General features: G+C 35.7%; 26 protein-coding genes and 2 pseudogenes. 23 read left to right on the top strand and 5 right to left on the bottom strand.

The window, feature by feature from the left end:
• The first annotated feature begins 35 nt into the window (after positions 1 to 35).
• The 17 genes from DWW68_RS08765 to DWW68_RS08695 all read left to right on the top strand — a co-directional run bounded on the left by DWW68_RS08765 (position 36) and on the right by DWW68_RS08695 (position 14417).
• Positions 36 to 479, top strand: a complete 444-nt coding sequence (locus DWW68_RS08765) for a GNAT family N-acetyltransferase (protein ID WP_118024866.1) — start codon at positions 36 to 38, stop codon at positions 477 to 479.
• Between the two features lie 286 nt (positions 480 to 765).
• Positions 766 to 1188: a hypothetical protein gene (locus DWW68_RS08760; protein WP_118589432.1), complete on the top strand. Its 423-nt coding sequence runs from the start codon at positions 766 to 768 to the stop codon at positions 1186 to 1188.
• A gap of 20 nt (positions 1189 to 1208) precedes the next feature.
• Positions 1209 to 1826 carry a hypothetical protein gene (locus DWW68_RS08755; RefSeq protein ID WP_118589431.1) on the top strand — a complete coding sequence of 206 codons (618 nt, stop codon included), beginning with the start codon at positions 1209 to 1211 and terminating at the stop codon, positions 1824 to 1826.
• A gap of 163 nt (positions 1827 to 1989) precedes the next feature.
• Positions 1990 to 3267, top strand: a complete 1278-nt coding sequence (locus DWW68_RS08750; RefSeq protein WP_118589430.1) for an ATP-binding protein — start codon at positions 1990 to 1992, stop codon at positions 3265 to 3267.
• Positions 3257 to 3940 (top strand): hypothetical protein, encoded by a 684-nt coding sequence (locus DWW68_RS08745; RefSeq protein WP_118589429.1) that lies wholly within the window; start codon positions 3257 to 3259, stop codon positions 3938 to 3940. Before DWW68_RS08750 ends, DWW68_RS08745 begins: the two co-directional genes overlap by 11 nt.
• A complete protein-coding gene (locus DWW68_RS08740) occupies positions 3894 to 5108 on the top strand; it encodes a nucleotidyltransferase (protein WP_118589428.1) in 1215 nt (404 codons plus the stop codon). Before DWW68_RS08745 ends, DWW68_RS08740 begins: the two co-directional genes overlap by 47 nt.
• Before the next feature lie 3 nt (positions 5109 to 5111).
• Complete coding sequence (locus tag DWW68_RS08735) at positions 5112 to 5765, top strand: SEC-C domain-containing protein (protein ID WP_118589427.1); 654 nt, start codon at positions 5112 to 5114, stop codon at positions 5763 to 5765.
• Complete coding sequence (locus DWW68_RS08730; RefSeq protein ID WP_118589426.1) at positions 5765 to 6292, top strand: SLATT domain-containing protein; 528 nt, start codon at positions 5765 to 5767, stop codon at positions 6290 to 6292. Before DWW68_RS08735 ends, DWW68_RS08730 begins: the two co-directional genes overlap by 1 nt.
• Before the next feature lie 819 nt (positions 6293 to 7111).
• Complete coding sequence (ltrA, locus tag DWW68_RS08725; protein WP_158576851.1) at positions 7112 to 8395, top strand: group II intron reverse transcriptase/maturase; 1284 nt, start codon at positions 7112 to 7114, stop codon at positions 8393 to 8395.
• Positions 8396 to 8596: 201 nt separating this feature from the next.
• Entirely contained in the window at positions 8597 to 9820 is a 1224-nt protein-coding gene (locus tag DWW68_RS08720; protein ID WP_118589424.1) for a WYL domain-containing protein, read from the top strand.
• Positions 9821 to 9908: 88 nt separating this feature from the next.
• Positions 9909 to 11021: a hypothetical protein gene (locus DWW68_RS08715; protein ID WP_118589423.1), complete on the top strand. Its 1113-nt coding sequence runs from the start codon at positions 9909 to 9911 to the stop codon at positions 11019 to 11021.
• Positions 11003 to 11164: a hypothetical protein gene (locus DWW68_RS13475; protein WP_158576849.1), complete on the top strand. Its 162-nt coding sequence runs from the start codon at positions 11003 to 11005 to the stop codon at positions 11162 to 11164. The genes DWW68_RS08715 and DWW68_RS13475 overlap by 19 nt, the downstream gene beginning before the upstream one ends.
• The gene (locus DWW68_RS13470) at positions 11133 to 11564 is read left to right on the top strand and encodes a hypothetical protein (protein WP_147365744.1); all 432 of its coding nucleotides are present in this window, start codon (positions 11133 to 11135) and stop codon (positions 11562 to 11564) included. The genes DWW68_RS13475 and DWW68_RS13470 overlap by 32 nt, the downstream gene beginning before the upstream one ends.
• A 42-nt stretch (positions 11565 to 11606) precedes the next feature.
• Entirely contained in the window at positions 11607 to 12659 is a 1053-nt protein-coding gene (locus DWW68_RS08705) for a hypothetical protein (protein ID WP_118589421.1), read from the top strand.
• A 1-nt stretch (position 12660) separates the two neighbouring features.
• Positions 12661 to 13209 (top strand): DUF4760 domain-containing protein, encoded by a 549-nt coding sequence (locus tag DWW68_RS08700; protein WP_118589420.1) that lies wholly within the window; start codon positions 12661 to 12663, stop codon positions 13207 to 13209.
• 16 nt (positions 13210 to 13225) lie between these two features.
• Entirely contained in the window at positions 13226 to 13399 is a 174-nt protein-coding gene (locus DWW68_RS13465; protein WP_158576848.1) for a hypothetical protein, read from the top strand.
• Between the two features lie 229 nt (positions 13400 to 13628).
• Positions 13629 to 14417: a metallophosphoesterase gene (locus DWW68_RS08695; RefSeq protein ID WP_118589419.1), complete on the top strand. Its 789-nt coding sequence runs from the start codon at positions 13629 to 13631 to the stop codon at positions 14415 to 14417.
• A 10-nt stretch (positions 14418 to 14427) separates the two neighbouring features.
• On the opposite strand, the pseudogene DWW68_RS13750 reads toward DWW68_RS08695, so the two are convergent.
• The 3 genes and pseudogenes from DWW68_RS13750 to DWW68_RS08680 all read right to left on the bottom strand — a co-directional run.
• Positions 14428 to 14517, bottom strand: a pseudogene (locus tag DWW68_RS13750) (integrase core domain-containing protein); the annotation flags it as partial.
• A gap of 257 nt (positions 14518 to 14774) precedes the next feature.
• A complete protein-coding gene (locus DWW68_RS08685) occupies positions 14775 to 15932 on the bottom strand; it encodes a HAMP domain-containing sensor histidine kinase (protein ID WP_118589418.1) in 1158 nt (385 codons plus the stop codon).
• Positions 15929 to 16609, bottom strand: coding sequence for a response regulator transcription factor (locus DWW68_RS08680; protein ID WP_186840291.1), 681 nt, complete (start codon positions 16607 to 16609; stop codon positions 15929 to 15931). The genes DWW68_RS08685 and DWW68_RS08680 overlap by 4 nt, the downstream gene beginning before the upstream one ends.
• Positions 16610 to 16702: 93 nt before the next feature.
• Here DWW68_RS08680 and DWW68_RS08675 point away from each other — a divergent pair, with 93 nt between their 5' ends.
• The 3 genes from DWW68_RS08675 to DWW68_RS08665 are packed head-to-tail and all read left to right on the top strand — an operon-like array spanning position 16703 to position 18670.
• Complete coding sequence (locus DWW68_RS08675; protein WP_009263530.1) at positions 16703 to 16846, top strand: CD1871A family CXXC motif-containing protein; 144 nt, start codon at positions 16703 to 16705, stop codon at positions 16844 to 16846.
• A 34-nt stretch (positions 16847 to 16880) separates the two neighbouring features.
• Complete coding sequence (locus DWW68_RS08670) at positions 16881 to 17726, top strand: 4Fe-4S binding protein (RefSeq protein WP_347497903.1); 846 nt, start codon at positions 16881 to 16883, stop codon at positions 17724 to 17726.
• A 41-nt stretch (positions 17727 to 17767) separates the two neighbouring features.
• On the top strand, positions 17768 to 18670 hold the full coding sequence (locus tag DWW68_RS08665) for a TlpA disulfide reductase family protein (RefSeq protein ID WP_118589416.1): 903 nt from the start codon (positions 17768 to 17770) through the stop codon (positions 18668 to 18670).
• Positions 18671 to 18726: 56 nt separating this feature from the next.
• On the opposite strand, the gene DWW68_RS08660 is transcribed toward DWW68_RS08665, so the two are convergent.
• The gene (locus DWW68_RS08660; RefSeq protein WP_118589415.1) at positions 18727 to 18963 is read right to left on the bottom strand and encodes a DUF6061 family protein; all 237 of its coding nucleotides are present in this window, start codon (positions 18961 to 18963) and stop codon (positions 18727 to 18729) included.
• 435 nt (positions 18964 to 19398) lie between these two features.
• On the opposite strand from DWW68_RS08660, the gene DWW68_RS08645 reads away from it, so the two are divergent.
• From DWW68_RS08645 to DWW68_RS08635, 3 genes are read left to right on the top strand one after another with little or no spacing between them, the layout of a single operon-like run.
• Positions 19399 to 19713, top strand: a complete 315-nt coding sequence (locus DWW68_RS08645) for a nitrilase-related carbon-nitrogen hydrolase (RefSeq protein WP_243053075.1) — start codon at positions 19399 to 19401, stop codon at positions 19711 to 19713.
• Entirely contained in the window at positions 19703 to 20308 is a 606-nt protein-coding gene (locus tag DWW68_RS08640) for a YitT family protein (RefSeq protein ID WP_021885137.1), read from the top strand. The genes DWW68_RS08645 and DWW68_RS08640 overlap by 11 nt, the downstream gene beginning before the upstream one ends.
• A gap of 44 nt (positions 20309 to 20352) precedes the next feature.
• Positions 20353 to 20877 (top strand): GNAT family N-acetyltransferase, encoded by a 525-nt coding sequence (locus DWW68_RS08635; protein WP_118589413.1) that lies wholly within the window; start codon positions 20353 to 20355, stop codon positions 20875 to 20877.
• Positions 20878 to 21280: 403 nt separating this feature from the next.
• On the opposite strand, the pseudogene DWW68_RS08630 reads toward DWW68_RS08635, so the two are convergent.
• Positions 21281 to 21681, bottom strand: a pseudogene (locus tag DWW68_RS08630) (hypothetical protein); the annotation flags it as partial.

The raw sequence follows: 21681 nt of genomic DNA, 5'->3' as shown, positions 1-21681 counted from the left end.
TAAAATGGATGGAAATTGATGGAGTAACAAGTTGTATGAAAATTCGAGAAGTTAACGAAAATAAAAAGCAGTTTATATCATTATTGTTATTAGCTGATGAACAGGAGAGCATGGTTGATTGCTATCTTGAAAAAGGAACTATGTATGTGATTGAAGATAATGATGTAAAAGCTGAATGTGTTGTCACCGATGAAGGTAATGGAATACTTGAAATCAAGAATATAGCGGTTGATCCGAAATATCATAGAATGGGATATGGCAAAGTAATGATTGATTTTCTTGCCAATAAATATGAAAAAGAATATTCTATTTTGCAAGTTGGAACTGGTGATAGTCCACTGACAATACCATTTTATGAAAAATGTGGATTTGTTCGTTCTCACAGTATTCCAAATTTCTTTACAGACAATTATAACCACCCAATTTATGAGGGCGGTGTACAGTTAATAGATATGGTATATTTGCAAAGGCATATATAACTTCCAGTTTGTCATACATGCAAGAACGACTACAACGATATTGACTCGTGACAATAAAATGACAATATTTTCGTCTTAGACTATATGCAAAAAATACTAAAACAGTACAGAAACGAACTTTTAAATACAATAAATATCCTACTTTATAAAGGAGTAAATTTTTGTGAGTAGGAGTTTGAGTAGACACTATGATCCCACAATGCCTTTATTTATAGGCACTGTGGGATGTTTTTATATTAATGTGATTCTATTTACAGGAAAACAGTAATAATTGGAGAATAATTGCATGGATAGAGATACATTTAAACTAATACATAGTGAATTGATACAGCAAGTACAATGTATTGAGTTTAATCTAAGAAGAACCTATGCCGCAATGCATGAGGGGAATTTTGATGATAATTTTAATAGATTAGAGAAAAGCAATCTTGGAAAAATAGCTAGAGAATTAGAAAATTTAGATTATAGTGATGATCGTCCAGAATTGTCTGACGATGATTATGATTTCATTGATGATATTAGAGAAATAAGAAATTACTGGTGCCATCAGTGTTATCTGGATTTTGTATATATAAATAATAATAGAGAAAGAGAAAGACAATTTCAAAAAATTGCACAGAGACTTCAAAGAGACGAGAATAGAACCTATGAGTTATTTGTAAAATCAGAGAAAATATTTTTCTATATTTGGAAAAAGTATAGGGATTAGTTTTTCATTTGGGAGGAAAAATGTATAAAGAAGAAATTGATAGATGTAATATTTTGGACCAACTATTTAAAGTTTGGAAAAAAGCCCAAATTGACGAATGTGATGAGTCTTTTAAAAAAACATATTTTAATTATGATGTTAGTAGAAAATATATCTTTTCTAAAGATGGTTTTCTTGGCAATGAGGATAAGGCTAAGGTTTTATTTGTTTGCAGGGAGCCACATATTTATGATACGGAAAAAAGTAAAGATGAGAAGAATGGTAAATTCTTTTGGGTAAAGGAATGTGCTGTGAAAAATAAAAGTACGGAGTACTATAACCTTCCAATTAAATGTTTGGAAGATTTGAAATTGAAATCAACTATTGATGAATGTGCATATATAAATATAAACAAACGGGGTGGAGATAGTACGTGTGACATGAATAGGCTTAAAACGTATGCTGAAACGTATAGAGATTTTATTGTAAAAGAAGTTGAAATAATTAACCCAGAGATAGTTATTTTCTTAGGAAAACTCGATAATAGTATTTATGAAATTGTGAAAGAGGGATGTGCCGACAATACAACTTATTACTTGTATCTTCGTCATCATTCTATGTATTGGAAAAAATTGGTACCAGAGAGACTTGACATATAACAAAACGGAGCAGTCGCACTGCTCCCTGGGAGGCTGTCCTTTTTGCTATATTAAGTTTAATTAATATCTGAACTATATTTTTTGTGAAAAAAAGTTGCATAAAAAATAATTAATGATATAATAATGATAAGTAAAGAAGAAAAGTGACTTGGAGGAATGAGCCATGATTATAGAGATAAGAGCAAAAAACTGTTATGCATTTGAGGATGACATTACATTTTCGATGAAAGCAGATATGCGAAATAAAAAATTTGGAGCAAACGTTCATAAAGAAAACAATTTTAATGTGCTTAAAACGGTAGGAATATACGGACCAAACAATGCCGGTAAAACATGTCTAATCAAGTGCATTAGGGCAATAAGAAACGTACTTTTAAATAAGAAGAATGGTCTGATGCCTAATATATTTACTGAGAGTGATGTTTGTGAGTTAGGCGTTACATTTATGGCATCTGGAAGAAAGTTTTCGTATGATTTTAAGTATGATGCAGAAAAAGAAGAATATATATATGAATCATTTTCTGAAATATTCAAAGATCAGTATAACAATGAAAAGGAAGTTTGCTGGTTGAAAAAGGATACCATTAGTGAAATATATGAATGCATTGACGAAGCTGTTCAGACTATGATTTCTGTTGTATCGAAGAATAATTTGTTATGCTATGTGGTAGATACAAGTAAATTTGAACATATCAATGAGATGAAACAGATTCTTGTTGGATTTGCTGAGAAAATTGATATCATCAATATGAATAACATACCTATGCAGCACACGATTGAACTCATGAAGAATAAGAATCAGTTGCAGCAGAAGGTTGTTGAGTTCATAAAAAATGCTGATTTATATATGGATAATTTTGAATATGTGGATATGGATAAGATACAGCTGAAAACTGGTGAAGGTGATGAAAAACCAGATGAGAAAGTGCTTGATATTCCGGAGAATATTATGGATCAAATCCGATTGGTATCCACATATAAGGGTGTCCATGTACCAAGTATGATGTTTGACTCCACAGGAACCAAGAAGATTGCAGCTATTGCCAGCTATGTAATTGAAGCACTTAAACAAGGCAGGATTTTAGTCGTGGATGAGTTGGATAGCAGTATTCATTTTAAGCTTACCAGGGCAATAGTTGCGATGTTTAATAATGAGTTGAATACAAGTGCACAGATGATATTTACAGTTCATGATATAAATCTTATGGATTGCAAGAGAATGTTCCGAAAGGAACAGATTTGGTTCGTTCATAAGGATGAAGAAGGTGTATATGTATATTCACTTGCTGATTTTACTGCACAGCAGGGAGTGAGAGATACGACGGATGTTATGGAAAAATATAGGAAAGGGGCACTTGGGGCTTTACCTGATCCCGAATTGATTAACTCCTTGCTTAGTATTAAAGGTGGTGTAAAGGGGGATGATGCCGATGCCAAATAAGCTCCCTAAGTTTTTGGATAATCACAAAATCTGCATTATCTGCGAAGGCAATGAGGAATATGAGTATCTTAAGCGTTTGAAAGATTTGAAAGTGTGGAACGAGCAATATGATATTTCATTAGTTAATGCCGGTGGAAATGGAAATATCCCGGCGAGGTATCAAGACCGATATCAAAATGGAGCAGACGAACTTGTGCTTGTGTTTTGTGATACGGAAAAGAAACCTCACGAGCAGTATGAGGACATTAAACGCAAAATTAATGAGTTTCATGGTGTGGATAGTGCTGCGAATGAAGTGATTATATTTGGTAATCCATGTACGATGCAGATTATATCTAAACATTGGACCGATGAAAATCTGAAATCTCCAGCAAAACCAGTGAATGCTCCTTTGATAAAGGAATATACAGGGGTGGAGAATTACAAAGGAAGAGCAGACCAGATCAATGAGGTTATGAAGTATGTTACTGTAGAGAATTACAAAGATATGAGTAAGAGGGTGAATAAGCTGGATTCAGATGATACTGTTACTGGTAGCAGTAATTTTGGAAAATTTATAAAGCTGTTTGAGAGTGATGACAGTGGGTGGATTGAGGAGATTAATATGCAAATAGAGGAGGATTTATATGAGAAAGACGGAATTAAGACAACAGGATATACTAAAATTGATTGAAGGGTTGGATATATCACCGACTATGTATAAAAATGCAACGGATAAATACAAGGCTGTTGGTACATATTTACAGGAGCAAGGGGTAGAATGTGATATTTTCCCACAAGGTTCTTTTAGCTTAGGTACAGTAGTTCGCCCATATAGGGAATCTAAAGAAGCAGATTATGATTTGGATTTTATTTGTTGTCTTGGAAAGTTAAAGGAAAAAACAACTGCTAAATATGTGAAAAATATCATAAAAGAAACTATTTGTAAATCGGAAGTATATAAAGAAAAATTACAGAATAGAGAGTGGGATAAATGTTGGACTTTGGAATATGCTGAAGTTAATGGTATAGGATTTAATATTGACATTGTACCGGGTGTTTCTGAATCAAATGATGTTGTTCAATCAATGATAAATCTTGGGGTAGCTCGAGAAAACGCTGAACTTGCGGTTGCGATTACAGATAAAAGAGGAGAGAACTATTATTGGTTCACAAGTAATCCGAGAGCATATAAAAATTGGTTTGAAACAATAAATAAGCCTTTTTTGGATTTTAATCGGGAAAATAGGAAAAAGATCCTTTTGGAAAAGAATAGAACAATTTATAATAGTATTGAAGAAATACCAGAAGGTTTAGAACGTTCATCATTGCAACGCGTTATACAGATTTTGAAGCATCATAGAGATGTATATTATTGTAGAATTAAAAAAGAAAATTTAAAACCAACTTCTGCTATAATTACTACAATTTGTGCAGAAATTGCATATGGTATGAATCCATCAATGAATGTGTTTGAATTACTGCAAGCAATTGCCAATGATTTTGAGATTTATTCTTATAATCAAACATTGCAAGAAGAAGAGTTCTCTAGGCAATATATAGATAAAAATATTATTCGTAAACGTAAAGGTATATGGTATATTATAAATCCTGTCAATCCAAAGGATAATTTGGCTGATTCATGGAATGATAACCCGGAAAAGGTACAAATATTCTTTAAATGGGTAAAAGCAATGAAAAAAGATTGTCTAGATTCTATGAATCTTGAAGACAATGATTTTGTAGCATTGCTAGAAAATAATTTTGGAAGAGACTATGTGAAGAAGAATGTAAAATTGGAAGACTATGATAGTGTGGTGCCAAATGTCATTATTAATACACCTAAACCATGGGGAAAGTAGTCTATGAAAATTGATAATCGTGATATTGTAACCATGAGAGAAAAGTATCCTACGCTTAAAATTATTGAACATGAAAAAGAATATATTTTTACAGGAGAATTTGACCTGGATCATATTTATAATGATGTTCGGCTGACTGGAAAATTTAATTTGGAAATTACAGTTTTAGGTGATAGTTCTTCGCAAATACCAGTAGTAAAAGAGGTATCAAATAGGATTGATAAAAATTATCCTCATCGGTACGATGATGGGCAGTTGTGTTTGGCTTCTGATTTTGAGCTAAAGATGTATTTTTCACAAAATACAGGTATAAGTAGCTTTGTTGATATGTATATAGTACCTTACTTATATACATATCGTTATTATGAAGAATATGGTATATATCCGTTTGGAGAGAGATCGCATGGTATTATGGGCGATTTGGAATATATAAAGGAATTGTTTAATGTTAAAGAATGGGGACAAGTCTTTGATATTATGCATTTTATAGCGAATTCTTCATATAGAGGTCACTTGTTATGCCCTTGTGGAAGTGGAAAAAGGTTAAGAAATTGTCATGGGGATATATTAATGAAGGTAATGAATGCAGGTCTTAAGACTGAGTGTAAAGAAATTTTGATAGAATTAAAAAGAATATATGATAGAAAGGGGAACTGATGGATAGTATAGTTAAACAGTTAAAGCAGTTTAAAGCAGACGCAATTTACGAAAAGAAAAAGCATTACAATGCTGCTGAAAGAAAACGTAGATATTATAGAACATTATCTTTTATACAAATATTTTTAAATGCAATTACGGGGACTACTTTGCTTACAGTAGTGTTTGGTAAAGGAAGTAAAATAGCTGAAATAATTGCCCTAATATTGACTATAATAGCAACTATATTGGCGAGTATACAAAAAATTGGAGATTATGAAAAGCAAGCCCAGGGAAATGCAAAAGTTGCAGATATGTATTTGAGAATTAGTAAAAAGATTAGTCTTATGTTAAATTTTATAAAGGATAAAATGTTGTCGGAACAAGATATTATGAAAAGGGCAGAGGAAATTCAGAGCGAAATAAGTCAGGCGAATGAGATGGGATCGCAATTTCCGACAAATCAAAGAGATTATAATAAGGCAAAAAATGGTATACAAAATGGAGAAGAAAACTATACGATAGAGGAATTAGATTTGTGGGAATAGCTTTTATATAATGAATATGCTTGCAAAATGCTTGCAAAAAGTTCCAAAACGATGAAGAATACATAGAATATCAAAAATAATTATACAAAATATAGCAATATAACACTTGACTAGACACGATATATAGTTGCCGAAATCGAGTTTGAATAACATCATCCATCCGGAAAGCCCATAGATAAAGGATTTGCGAAAAAGATGGCGACAAATTGGCGTCAAATAATAATATTAAGATATAATATTATTGTTATTTTGATTTTATATAATTTTTTGTCCACAGTTTTGACAATATGATATTAAATAAGCGTAACTATGTAGTTGCGCTTATTTTTAGTTTGCGCGCCATGGGCGCGCTCTAACGGGTGAAAGTCTCGAACACGCCCAGATAGTGGGAAGTGTATAGCTGAACAGCAAGGGTGTCCATCGTGAGATGGAATCTGAAGGAAGCTGTAAGCAAATCTCTGGTCCGACGGACAGAAATCACATATAAGGCTAGGCTATGAGAGATAAGTTGGCTAAAAGCAACGAAGTCTAATAACTATCACTTTTGTAGTAGCAGAGTAAATGTGGCGGATATATGGAGAGAAAGAGCGTGCACCTTAAGCGTGGAGGTCTCACAGAGGTTCCATTAGCCTAGTAACAACGAACTGTGAGAAGTCAGCCGAGCCCATAGTAGTGAAGAAGTTTCTGTAATGGAAATGGAGCGAAGGGGCGAACAATCAATAAGTTTGAGTATGTCTCGTATTGCAGAAATGGCAACATCTGCCGTAACCAATCGGGTAAAAGATGGTCAAATCAAGCGAGACGGAAAGGAAAGAACGCATGGACACAAGTAGTCTAATGGAGCAGATTTTATCTAGCGGTAATCTCAACAGCGCATATCTGCAAGTCGTACGAAATAAAAGTGCAGAGGGAGTGGACGGAATGAAGTACCCGGAACTCAAAGAACATCTTGAAAAGAACGGCGAAATCATCAAGGAACAGTTGAGGACAAGAAAGTATAAACCTCAACCAGTACGAAGAGTGGAGATACCAAAGCCTGATGGCGGTGTCAGAAACCTAGGAGTACCAACAGTAACAGACAGATTCATACAGCAAGCCATTGCACAGGTATTAACACCAATCTACGAGGAACAATTCCATGAACATAGTTACGGATTCAGACCGAATAGATGTGCACAGCAAGCAATCCTAACAGCACTTGACATGATGAATGATGGTAACGATTGGATTGTAGACATTGACTTGGAAAAGTTCTTTGACACGGTAAACCATGACAAGCTTATGACTATCATAGGCAGAACTATAAAAGATGGAGATGTTATCTCTATCATAAGGAAATATCTTGTCAGCGGAATCATGATTGACGATGAATATGAGGATTCTATTGTGGGAACACCGCAAGGAGGAAATCTTTCGCCGTTATTGGCAAACATCATGCTCAATGAACTTGATAAGGAAATGGAAAAGCGAGGGCTTAACTTTGTGCGGTATGCAGATGACTGTATTATCATGGTTGGAAGTGAAATGTCTGCAAATCGGGTAATGAGAAATATATCTCGATTTATTGAGGAGAAACTAGGTCTCAAGGTCAACATGACAAAGAGTAAAGTAGACAGACAAAGCGGACTTAAATACCTTGGGTTTGGGTTCTACTTTGACACAAGAGCACATCAGTTTAAGGCAAAACCACATGCAAAATCAGTAGCGAAGTTTAAGAAGAGAATGAAAGAACTCACCTGTCGTAGCTGGGGTGTTAGCAACAGCTATAGAGTGGAGAAACTTAATCAGCTCATAAGAGGTTGGATAAACTACTTCAAAATAGGTAGTATGAAAACACTTTGTCGAAAATTAGATGGTAACACCAGATATAGACTTCGTATGTGCATTTGGAAACATTGGAAAACTCCACAAAACAGAGCAAAGAACCTTATGAAGCTTGATGTACCAAGATGGGCAGCATTTAAAATAGCGTATTGCGGAGACAGATATGCAAGACTTGCCCACAATGGATGGATACAAAAGGCTATAAGTACAAAGAGACTAACCTCATTTGGATTAGTCTCAATGTTAGATTACTACACCGAAAGGTGTGTTACTTGTTAAGTTGATTGAACCGCCGTGTACCGAACGGTACGCACGGTGGTGTGAGAGGTCGGGAAATTTAGTTAAATTTCCCTCCTACTCGATTATAAATAATTTAATATAGGAGGGCGCTATTATGTGTGTCATGAGAGACAAAGAAAAATGGAGAGATGTTGCCAAAAAAATGTGGTATAATAGAAAATATCTAGAAAGGAGTCATTTATGGCAACAGAAAAGAAAACAGTTCATGACTTTGGGTTTGTAGGAAGACTAATAAATATTATGAAAATCCTACAGGAAGAAACTGATGAGTTTAACACAATTACTCAGCCAGAGATTTTGGAGTTGCTTAGAGACAGAGACTGCGCATGCTCAGAACGTACATTGACAGATTATTTGAAGACAATCATGAAGGAGCTTAATCCTGAAGATGTTGACGGATATGTTTATGAGAATGCATCTATTGAAGATTATGTGATAATTGCAAAAGGATTAGAGGAGAAACTTAAGGCCAGAGATTTTGGGCTTACAACAGAAGGCTCTAAAAAGTTGCAACTTCGTAGTCTTAGATATAATCAGATACTTTCTTTTGCTGAATTAAATCAGGTAATCGAAGGAGTTCTTTTCTTGAAATCCATAGATGATGAAAGTAAAGAAAAGATAATTAGAAAACTAATTACTTTATCTAGTAAGAATTTTCCTAAGTATTCACCTTATATTAGTGAGAATACAAGAACAATTAGTAAAAAGATAGCAGGTGTTTTTGAAGATTCGAGAGTAGATGAGATTGCTTTAAAAAATAATTTGCAAGTTATTAGAACGGCAATTGAGGCAAATAAAGGGGCTGGCTTAAAAATATCTTTTTATTTTAATGGATATGACGAAAACAAAAAGCTTAAGGCAAGAGTGGATGCTAATGGGGCTAAGCTAAGATATGTTGTAAATCCGTATTACATAATTATGTATAATGGCAAGCCTTATCTCATTTGTGCTACCGAACCACATGATGATGTCGCAATTTATAGAATTGATTTGATGAGTGAAATCACAACAGAAATCAAGGCATCGCTTGCAAAAGATGGAAAAATGATTAGTGAGAAACGTAGACCAAAATCTGAAATAAAAGGCCTACCGATGGAGTGGAATTCAAAGGAGGCTAGCAAGTTTCAGACTGAACACTTGTATATGTATTATGGTAAGCCTGAAAGTATTTCATTAAAGATAGATAAAGATAGATATACATTATTACATGATTACTTTGGAGACAGATATCAGTTTGTAGAACATATAGATGACACATGGGATTGCATTGAAGTGGAGTGTGTTCCTGATGCAATGATATCGTGGGCTATGCAGTGTTCAGATTTTGTTGAGGTATTGCAACCAGAGTCATTACGCCAGAGAATTCTGGGAAAATGTAAGTCTTTAGCTGAAAGATATAGATAAAGTTCGCATCTTTTTTGTCAAGAAGAAATTGCTATATAGATGTAATATCAAATCATCAAAGAGAAAATGCAAAGGAGCATATGAAAAAATGGTTCAAAAAGTTAAAGGATTAATTAGCAGAACGGGTGAGTCAATAAAAGGATTTAGTTCAGATCCTATTAATAATCTGGGATTTCTTATTCCAATGGCAATTTGTTTGACATCAATTGTTACTGGAATTGTAACCTATATTATGTTCATCGTAAACGGTGGTTATTCTTCGCAGGTTGGTTCAATTAAAGAAAACGGTTTAGATGGCATTTCTGAAGGATTTACTAGTGGAACAACAGGAATGATGGTTCCTGGAATTGTAGGCAAAATATTATTAGCTTTAGTTGTAGCTGAACTGATAGTGATGCTAATCAATTACTTTAAAAACAGGGGTAAGGGAATGCGAATAGCAATGATAGTTGATCTTGTTGTAATGGGAGTTGTTATTGCGTTATCAACTGTAGTTTTTTGGATCGCTGTTGGCAAACTTGTTTTTTCAGAAGAGCAGTTATATCAGGCACTTGGCAAATTTGAGGGTGTAACAATAAATCTTAGAGCAATTTTGATTGCATACGTAGCAGTGACATTGGTATCTGTAATTTGCTTCATAGTATTTACGCTAATTACAGCAGAATGTAGATGGATGGTTGGTTATACAGCGCTGTCATTGGTTTTTGCAAATATTGTAATGCCGTTATTCTTTTTAATTCTTCAAAATATAATTCCATTGGTATCTGGAGCGGTTGCGCTAGTCGTAATTGGAGCCCTTATTTTCTTTGGTATTAAGATTGTTGCAAGTAGTGGTGGGGAAGGTGGTTCATCACCATCCTCATCAGATTCATCTTCCGGTGGTGGCAGCTGGAGTTCAAGTCATAATGAAAAGAAGGTTAATACTGGAAACCTAAGTGAAAGAGGAGAGAAAAAACGTGCCAACAAAGAACTTGTTATTGAAGAGACATGTGCGTATGTTCCTTACTTTAATAGAACGCTTGGATTTAAACTTTGGAAGGTACATGGAATGATGCACGATTATATCGCTAGCGATAATGGAATTATTACAAGAGAAATATGTAGCTTAGAATGGTTTGAAAAAGGCAAGTTTCATATTTATGAGTCTGAGTCTGGAAGAGAAATTAAGAGTAGTGAAATCCCTTGGATGAAGCAGAATTAGAATATATAGGAAAGTATAAAATGGGAAATGTCAATATTGAGGAAAATATAAGAATTTTAGAGCAAGGGATAACTTTGCAACAGTTTTCAGGAATGCAGGAGCAACTAGCAATTGATGGAAGTATGGATGCTTACCACAAATAGAGATTTGTTTTGGGGTAAAAATGTTATTCAAAAAGCAATGATGTTTATAACAGGAGTGATTGCTTCCTTCCTTGGAGGAATTTTATGCTACTTCTTAATTTTATTTGTGGTTCAGTTATTTAAGTTATTCTTCTGTACATATAAGAAAGTAAACATTCATTTCCGCATTTTTGACATTATTATAAAACTTGGTCAAAAGAAGTTATTTACTAGTGAAGATATGGATTATCTTGATGAACATGAATATAACATTCGAGTAAGAAAGAACAAGATTTATGATAGAAAAGAACGAGCTTACCAGAGACAGCAGCAAAGAGAAGAGAAAAAACGCAGGAAAGGATTTGGATACTGCAAATTGGCATGCACAGCAAGCATCATATGGAGAACAGAGGATTGCTGATTTAGAGAGAAAGTTAGGAAAGTAGATGAGGTATAAGTTGATATGAAATTATCTGATTTTATTAAGTTAAATAATCCAATAGAATACAATTTTGAGTTCGAAAATAAGTTATTGGCAGAAAGCGGATTAGATACATATTCAAGGTATTTTACATATAAAGCTAATAATGATAAGGCAAGAAATAGTGGCTATGAAAATGGAAAGAAGTTTGCAGAAGTCGTAAACCAAAAATTTGGTAATATCGCGGATTGCGATGGGACGCTTGAGAACAACGAAAATGATACATGTATGCTTACTCGTGAGGTTTACAGAGCATTGTGGGGGTGGAATGATGTAAGCAATGGAAAACTTAGTCGGTATGGAATTAGTGCAATTGATTCTTTTGGTCTGGTAGGCCCTGAAACAATGAATTCTGCTCAAACTATAGTAAATATGATTATTAAGGAATCATTTGAAAGCTGTAACGAGAAAAATATTGTTTCTCTAAAAAAAGGACGAATTTCAGCTAATTTTATGTTGGAGTTGTTTGCAAACGAGATTAGCAAAAAAACTTTGGAAGTATGGCTTAATGAAGTTAATGGATTATCATCGTATCTAGACTTGTATCATAGCTTAGGCAATTTTGTTTTGGTTCCAGCATATTTTAATCCATATAGAGCGTCTGCCGTAGATGATTTCTGGGATCAATCATTATGTTTATTGGATAGCAAAAACGAAAAATGGCTTAGTAATAATAATGAGGTTGTATGGGATAAAAAGTTATTTGTTAGATATATAAATTATTTCTTTCTATGGGATTATACTGAATCATATAAACCAGTAGTGTTATCGAAATATAGTAATCATAAAGAACTAGAAATCTTTCTAGAGAAGACATGCGAAAAGATAGTTCGTCGTAGTAAATTTATGCTTACAATGCTTAAAATTAATGAAATTAATCCTAACTTCTATGCAGAGCTAGTCGATGTTATTTTTAATACAGACAATCAGTATAAAAACTATTTAGATGTTATTAAAAAAATAAAAGCAGAATCATGTTATTTGGATATAAACATTAAGGAAATAATAGATTTATTAGAGAGGGATTTACAATAATATGGAACTTACAATTTCAATTTTAGCTTTTATTGTATCTTTTGCCACATTTCTTTTTTCTGTACTTGTAACCTATATGGGAGAGCAAAGAGAAAAAAAAGAAGCAACACTCGATGCGCTAAATATTCTTCAAGAGCAGGTGTTTGATAATTTAAATGAATACACATTTGGAGAAATCAAGAATATTGCAGAGCAGTGGTCTGCATCTATCGAGGCTAAGAATAAATTTGTTGAGAACAATGAGGGAACTGTAGAAGATTTCTGGGAATCGCATCACGAGTATGATTCTGTGGTAGATGAGTATCGCAAGATTTCGGGCTATCTAGCAAGGATAGAACATTTTGCATTAGGCGTAAATACAGGTATTTATGATGCTAAGGTTACTGAGAGGGCAGCAACTACATATTTTGTTATGTTGTTTAAGAAGTTGCAACCAATTTTAGCAGTAAAAAACGGAGGTTCAGTAAGAGATACTGAATTAAAGAATTCTTTTCATACTGAATTTTTAACATTAGTTGAAAGAATTAAAACAATAGAAAAGAAGAAATAACAAAGGAGCATTTATCATGGAAGAAACATTCGATAAAGAGCTAGTAAAGAAGAAATATCCATTTCCTATTGCAACATACTATGCAAAGATGCAAAAGGAAGAGAAGTGTATGAACAAATGCAGAGGTTTTTTCAAGACGAGAACCTGTTGGAGTTCATCCAAACGGAGACGTGAGGATAGTGAAAGCTAGACTGGTCTACATCAGTAAGGGTTTCTGCCTACAGTAGAGAAATCTATGTGTAGGGCCCGTAGTATATGAGTTTCATCGACGGATGAGACGAGAGGGATACCTCGACAAGATACACTGCGCTGACATTTGTAGCTACAAAGGTATTTTCAAGGTCTTCGGGTGACCGAGGGCATATTTGAGGGTTCAATTAAATAGTGAATAATCGTATTTTTGTATGGGAGGAATTTAGATGATTTATGCAATGTCCGATATTCATGGTCAGTATGAGCTGTTTGAAAAAAGAATTGAGCAACTAAGACCATTACTGGAAGACAACGACAGTAAGTTAATTCTTCTTGGAGATTTTATTGATAGAGGAAATAGAAGCTTTGATTGTCTAAAACTAGCCTTTGAACTTGAACAGGAATTTGGCAGGAATAAAGTTGTCGTTCTTAAAGGAAATCATGAGGTATGGTTTGAAGAGTTCCTGTTTTTAAATGAAGATGTTTGGCTTGAAGAAGATAAAGATTTCTTAACTTCGGGAACATTTCTTACAAAAGAACAGTTTAAAGAATTAGATGTACTTCCAAATAGAGAAGTGCGCATTGAATATGTAAAAAAATGTATCAAGGAAGATCATAAAGAACTCTTAGTTTGGATGAAAAAGTTGAGACTATTTTATGAGACAGATACACAGATTTTTGTACACGCTGGAGTTGATGAGGACATTCCTGAAGAGGAAGCGGAGTGGTGTACTATTGGAACTCCTGATTATGTAATGACTGGGAAGTTTCCTCCTTCGGTAGGACATTTTTATAAGGATATCATTGCTGGCCATGTGGCAGCATCTCATTTGGCTAGAGACTTAAGCTTTAGTGGAATCTTTTTTGATGGTGAAAGCCATTACTATATTGATGGTTCAGCTGCGAAATTTAGAAGAGTATTGTGTTTGGCTTATGATGAGAAAGAGAAGAAATATTATCAGTTTGATGAGGATGGCAAACTTAAAGAAATAAAAGGTTATAGATATGGTTCTTAATGTTAAAACGGTTAAGACATTCCCTTTTTATGAGTGAATGGAAGGATTCAATGCAGGCATTGTCATAAGGATAACCTTTATGTGAATAACTGCGTTGCATGTTTTGGGTGGCTTCACGCCATGCCTGAGACACATACTGGCTTCCACGGTCGGTATGTATTATTAATGGTAAATCAGTGTTACGCATTGCCTTATAAACAAGAGCTGCAAGCTCATTTCATGAACTTACAGCTCCATCACTTATCATAGAATGTCTATTTACAGACTTTATCTCACACACTCAAATAACAAATTATTCTATTTTTCTCATTTAGCAAATCTGTTTTAATAGCGTTGACAAATGTGTAAAATGGAACGCTACATTGAATGCTGTGCAAAAGTCACCTCGAAAATCGTTCCTCCAGTCTTGCCTGATTTGATACAAATACTGCCATCATGTACTCTAACGATTTCACGGACAAAAGCAAGACCTAGCCCTACGCCACCCAGCTCCCGGCTTCTGGATTTATCCACACGGAAGAATGGCTCGAACACTCTCTCCCTAAGTTCCTTTGGTATTCCGCTTCCCGTATCTTCTACAGACAGATAAACATGCTTGTTTCTCTGATATGCGGTTACTGTAACCTGTCCGAGCGGATGATTATATTTGATGGCATTCTCAACCAGATTGTATACAAGCCTGTAAATAAGGATATCACTGCCTATCATAGTGGCATTCTCACATTTTCCAATCAGCTTTATATTCTTTTCCACGGCAAGAGGCTCAAGGTCTGCCAAAACCTCTTCAACAATAGCATCCAATATAATTTTATCATCCCTTCCTACCGTCTGAAGCTCACTCATGTCAAGAAGAGTCTTTACCATCCTGTTTAATTTATCATTTTGTTCCGTAACCATTTTTATGGTCTGCAAAGTGTCTGCATCATTTCCCGGGTGAGAGGCAGAATTATATAAATCAAGCTGTATCTGCATTAACGCTAATGGAGTACGCAGCTCATGTGCTGCATTTGCAGTAAACTGTCTCTGTATCTCAAATGCTTCCGACAGACGCTCAAGCATCTTATTATAAGAAATACCAAGCTGGTTCAGTTCCTTAACATTGTTTTCCTCTATTCTTGAATCAGACAGATTCTGAGCCTGTACCTCTTCAATTTTATCTGAAAACTCCCTGATTGGTCTGAGTGCATGCCCGCTTATAAAATAAGTGACGGCACCTCCCAAAAGCGCCAGCAAAACCGTGATTATCAGACTGTTTCTTTTATAGTCGGCCTTATTATTGTACACCTGAACCGAAAATTCATCCGCAAACTCATTCCACTTATCGTCCGGTATGCTGATATATATTTCATCTGATTTGTTTCCTTTTTCATCCCCCTGTGACTCTACCGCATCCTGCAGAGAATCGATGTAATGCACACCATTTTTATAGACAAACATAGTCAGGCAGCCACATATAATAGCAATACACAATGTAGTAATGCACGTAAGTCTCCACTGTAGCGACATTCTTTTCATCTGTCAGACACCTCCCGTATTTTATAGCCTTCACCTACCTTGTTCTGAATGGGATCATATCCCAGCTTCGCCTTAAGCTTTTTTCTAAGTGAAGACATATGTACCCTGATTGCTCCGCTAAAGCTGTCTGCCGTGGCATCCCACACATGCTCTATCAGCTCCTCCTGACTCACCGGTCTGCCTATATTGATAAGTAAATATTCCAAAATACCATTCTCTTTTCTTGTCAGTGGAACCGGCTCTTCCTTTGCATATGCCTCGCGTTTAATCGTATCAAACTTTATTTCTCCGCATTTAAGACATATGTCATTCTGTACAAATTTCCTTCTTGTCAGGCTTCTGATACGTGCCTCAAGCTCCTGCAGATGGAATGGTTTTTCCATGTAATCATTTGCTCCTGCATCCAGTCCCTCTACCTTATCAGCAATCTGACCTCTTGCAGATAATATCAAAACCTTAGTTTCATCATTGTATTTTCTAAGCTCCTTAAGAAGCTCCATGCCATCCATCCCCGGCAGATTCAAATCCAAAACTATCAGATCATAATTCTCCGACAGTATACATTCAAGAGCCTCTTTCCCATCATAACAGGTATCCACCTCATAACCGGCAGCATACAGACTCTTTGCAACCATATCACATATTTGTTTCTCGTCCTCAACAATTAATAATCTCAAAATGTTCTCCTGCTTCTTAACAATAATTTTACAACCTATATTGTATAATACCAAAGTCAGCTGGTCAACAATACAACAAAAAGGAGCAACATTATGTTGAAATACCAAAAAACATGTCAAATCATTCTGCTTATCCTTGGTGTATCCATGATAAGCTATGGTGCAGTCAGAGGTGAGGCGGCTACAGTGCTTGGTAAAGCAATAAAACTATGTCTGGAGTGTGTCGGAATTGGATAAGGAAAAGAAATTACTATCAAGAAAATTGGCAAAAATGCGTGGCTGGATACAGGCCGCAGCAACGCTGCTGACCAATATTCATATTCCAAATTTATTTAAGGGTAAAATATATCAGGGCAATGCAAAAACAGTATGCGTACCCGGATTAAACTGTTACTCCTGCCCTGCCGCGACAGGAGCCTGTCCAATAGGGGCATTTCAGGCAGTTGTCGGATCATCAAAATTTAAGTTTTCATACTACATAACCGGATTTTTTATTTTACTCGGTGTAACTCTCGGCAGATTTATATGTGGTTTTTTGTGCCCATTTGGATGGTTTCAGGATTTACTTCATAAAATCCCCGGAAAGAAATTATCCACAGCCAAACTAAAGCCTCTTAGGTACCTAAAATATGTCATTCTTATTGTTTTCGTTATACTTCTTCCGATGCTTGTAACGAACTCTATAGGAATGGGAGACCCGTTCTTCTGCAAATATATCTGTCCTCAGGGTGTTTTAGAGGGTGCTATACCGTTATCTATTGGAAATGCTGCTATCCGTTCTGCGCTGGGAAAGCTTTTTTCTTTCAAGTGTATGATTTTAATTGCAGTGATTGTACTAAGTATCTTATTTTACAGGCCCTTCTGTAAATGGATTTGTCCGCTTGGAGCAATCTACTCATTATTTAATAAGGTCAGCCTGCTCAAAATCACCGTTGATAGCAGCAAATGTGTCGGATGCGGTCAATGCTCAAAGGCATGTAAGATGGATGTGGATGTGTGTAAGACACCGGATCACCCCGAGTGCATACGCTGCGGTGCCTGCATAAAGACCTGTCCGAAGGACGCCATCTGCTACCGGTTTATGGGAAAATCATGTCAAAAAAATGACAACAGATAGCTATTAAACATTTTACTATTATTTTAAAGGAGAAATTACTCATGAAAAATAAATTATTATTTATTTCTATTTTTACACTCTGCATAGCATTATTACTTACAGCATGTGGCGTAAAGCAAGATTCCACAACAGATTCTAAGAACACTCAGACTGAAGCCGGCTCAGAAGCATCCGGCAAATCAGATTCCAGGCTTGATGATTTATATCAGCAGGAAAATCAGCTTTTTGCAGATCACGCTGATGTGTGGAACAAGGCATTTGGTATGATGAACAAAAGTGACGCCGATCCAAACGGAAATTATGCTGATTATCTTGCCGGTACCGTAGAATCAAACAAGAATTCATTCACAGACGATGAGCTTAAAACACTTAATGAGGATATTGAAACCATACGAAAAATCGAGGAACAGATAGCAAAGCTTGAAAACAAAAATACATCATCAGACGATAACAAGAAGGACAGCTCTAAAGCCTCATCTGTATTCAGTGATTTTTCCGGTGAGGATTTTGATGGCAATAAGGTTGATGACAGCCTGTTTTCCGGTAATGCAGTAACAGTCGTCAATTTCTGGTTTACCGGCTGCAAACCATGTGTCGCTGAATTATCCAAGCTTAACGAATTAAATGATGCTATCAAATCAATGGGCGGAGAAGTTGTTGGCATCAACACTGAGACCTTCGATGGCAATAAAACAGCTATCAAAGAGGCTGCCTCTGTTCTTGAAAGCCAGGGTGTCAAATATCGTAATCTGTCAATTGACTCCTCTAGTGCTGCCGGTAAATATGCCTCAGAAATCATGGCCTTTCCAACAACTATACTTGTTGACAGAAATGGCAATATTGTAGGCGAACCAATGCTCGGCGGAATTGATAACAAGGACAACTATGATGCCCTTATGAAGCAGATTAAGTCTGTAATTGATGCAGACAGCACAAATAAATAGAGGTCTACATATAAAAAGCTCCTGTGCATTGCACAGAGAGCTTTTTTTGAACATTACTATAATGTCAATGAATCTTCTGCATCTACCCACATCTGTAAATTCCCATCAAGATACAGTCTCGCATATTCTTGTGGTTCATCAATGGCAAGTGTGTTTAATGCACAATCTGATCCGTGTGTGGTTCTCAAATTCTTTTCTGCTTCCCAGCAGTCAATGCGAAGCATATAGTCTGCACTGGTATAAACATCAATGCTGTTTCGTCCGGGATTATATTCTGCAAATATTGTTCTCATCGTATCTTATCTTATCTCCTTGTCGTTCAATCAATTATTTGCTACAAAAATCAGAAGCATTTCAATCAGTTCACCATGTCAGTTTCATTTTGTGTTATACTGTGTTATATGATTTTGTTTCCCTTGCTTTTTCCCTTACCAGAGTCAGTAAACACTGGTGGGACGATATAACACAAGGGAAACAATAAGGGAAAGCTCACCTGCGACAAATCCAGTGTTTTCGATGGTTTGCGGAGAATTTAATAACAAAATATAACTGTTATTAAATTTCTTTAAACAGGTGAAATCTCAATCGGAATTTGTGGAGGAGAGTAATTTGCTGGTATTAAATAAATTAGAGCGGTTGCTAACGGTATGTAAAGTCAAAAACATTGATGATATAGATTTCAGATGCTTTAAACCCAAAGAAAATTATACGAGGAGTGAATTATTAGCATGAAAGTTCAGCATATTGCAATCGAAGGAAAATGTTTCTTTATCAACGCTGATATGATTATCAGACGCAGTTCATACCCTTCTGATCTGCAGGAGTATAATATCGTATCTAAACTTCCAGGACTTGTGTGCAGAGGAGGAAGCTGCATTATTGATCCATATGGGCATTATTTGACAAAACCTGTCTGGGATAAAGGAACTATCATTTACGCAGAACTTGATATGAATTTGCCTGCCGCCTGCAAAATGGAGCATGATGCAATCGGACATTATGCCCGTCCGGAAGTACTTGAATTAAAAGTCAATGAAAAATAACAATAAAAAAACACTAAAGAAATTGGCAATCCTTGTAATAGGTTCTATAATTGCGGCTTATGGAATTACACTTGCACTGTATGCTGGATTTGGCGGAGCTACGCTTGCGGTGCTGTGGCAGGGGATTGCAAGAACATTTCACATAAGCATTGGCACAGCATCTTTTGTTGTAGCATTGGGAATGATTTTGTTTGCACTCATTTACGATAAAAGTCAGATTCATATAGGAACTGTGTTGTACCAGATTGTATACAGTACCTGTGTAGATTTGTTTGCTAACTGCCATATTTACAGTACCTATAAGTGGATCAATTTTTTAATTATGTTGTTAGGAGTGGTTTTGTTTGCTGTCGGAACAGGACTATATGCGTCGGCATCCCTTGGTAGAGGCTCCTATGAGGCAGTCACTTTTGCTCTAGCAGAAAAAAATCACTGGCAGATTAAATTTGTCCGAATGGCATTGGATATTTTGGTTGTTGTTACAGGTGTTTTGTTTGGCGGAAAGTTTGGTGTATGCACGCTTATTACGGTTATCATTTCAGGCCCAATTATCCAATTTGTTAATGCGAAAGCAAAACAAGTTTTAAAGATATGATAGTAAAGAAACTTACAACTTAGAAGTTGGAGGGATAGATTTCTATGATTATCAGATATGCAGAAGAGAAAAATTTTATAGAATTGCGACAGTTTTATGACGGTATGTGTAAAGTTTTGAGCGGAAAAGATTTTCTGCCGGAGGGAGATAAAGGTGGTTTCCCTCCAGATGAAATGATCAAAGATGCAATCAAAGAGAGAAATCAGTTTATCGGTATTGAAGATGGTCGAATTGTTGCGGCGTATATTATGAATCATGATCGTGATGAGGCGTATCACGCAGTTAAATGGCTTATTGATGCAAATGATAACGAGACAGTAGTTCTTCATGCCTTGCGTGTCCTTCCGGAATATGGAGGTCGTGGATACTCGAAGCAGTTAGTTCAACACGCAATAGACACAGCAAGGGAAAGAAACCTTAAATCAATTCGTCTTGATTGCATAGAGGGAAATGATATTCCACAGAAAATGTATATGTCGTTTGGATTTAAGCATGTGGATAAGGTTGAAATCACATATGTTGATATTGGAGTACCGAGGAAGTTCTTCTTATATGAGTTTGTACTCTAATCAAGACATAATAACAGTTATATCTTGAACATTGTACAAACAAATTCAAGTTTGTCATACATGCAAGAACGACTACAACGGTATTGACTCGTGACAATAAAATGACAATATTTTCGTCTTGGACTATATGCAAAAATACTAAAGCAGTACAGAAATGAACTTTTAAATACAATAAATATCCTGCTTTATAAAGGAGTAAATTTTTACGGAAAGTGTCAAGTGACCTATGAAAAAATGAGCCAAAAGAAAAAGGCTTATACGAACCTTGAAAATTGCAGATATTTAAGTTTTATGATGGCGTACTGCCACCCTTGACAGCAGTTCTTTTGTGTGTTATCAAGGGAAACCACTTCGTGGTGGCTTTATATAACCTCCGGCTCTGAATCTAGGAGCAGTCCTGTTGCTACATCTGCAGTATGGTCTGTTGTCCCAGATAAATGAGCAGCTGCCATTTACCCGGCATATTGTCAACAAAAGGCTTAACAACCATTGCAGCTGTTTTACAGTAGTTGGCAATCTGTTGATGCGATATGGATGTGTCATATAAATCTTTCAGAGCCTGAGAGGTTTTGCGAAGTGATAAACCAAGATTAATGTGAAAGGTCAGGCACAGAGACATAATATGGGAGTTGTGTTTTGTAAATTTAAGAGAAGATGCATTTTTCGGAAGAGAGGAAATGTCCATCTTAAAGAAATCCACAGTGAACTCATGGTAGATGTAGTGGAGTTTATATTTATTTTTCCCGAAGTCTTCTTTCAGATGCTCCGGGTCAACGTTATCAAGGTTGTGGAGATAGTAAGGGC

Source organism: Eubacterium sp. AF16-48 (assembly GCF_003479405.1).
In the GTDB taxonomy this organism is placed as follows: domain Bacteria; phylum Bacillota; class Clostridia; order Lachnospirales; family Lachnospiraceae; genus Eubacterium_G; species Eubacterium_G segne.
The sequence above is the reverse complement of the archived record's forward strand: the minus strand, read 5'-3'. Positions and strand labels throughout refer to the sequence as shown.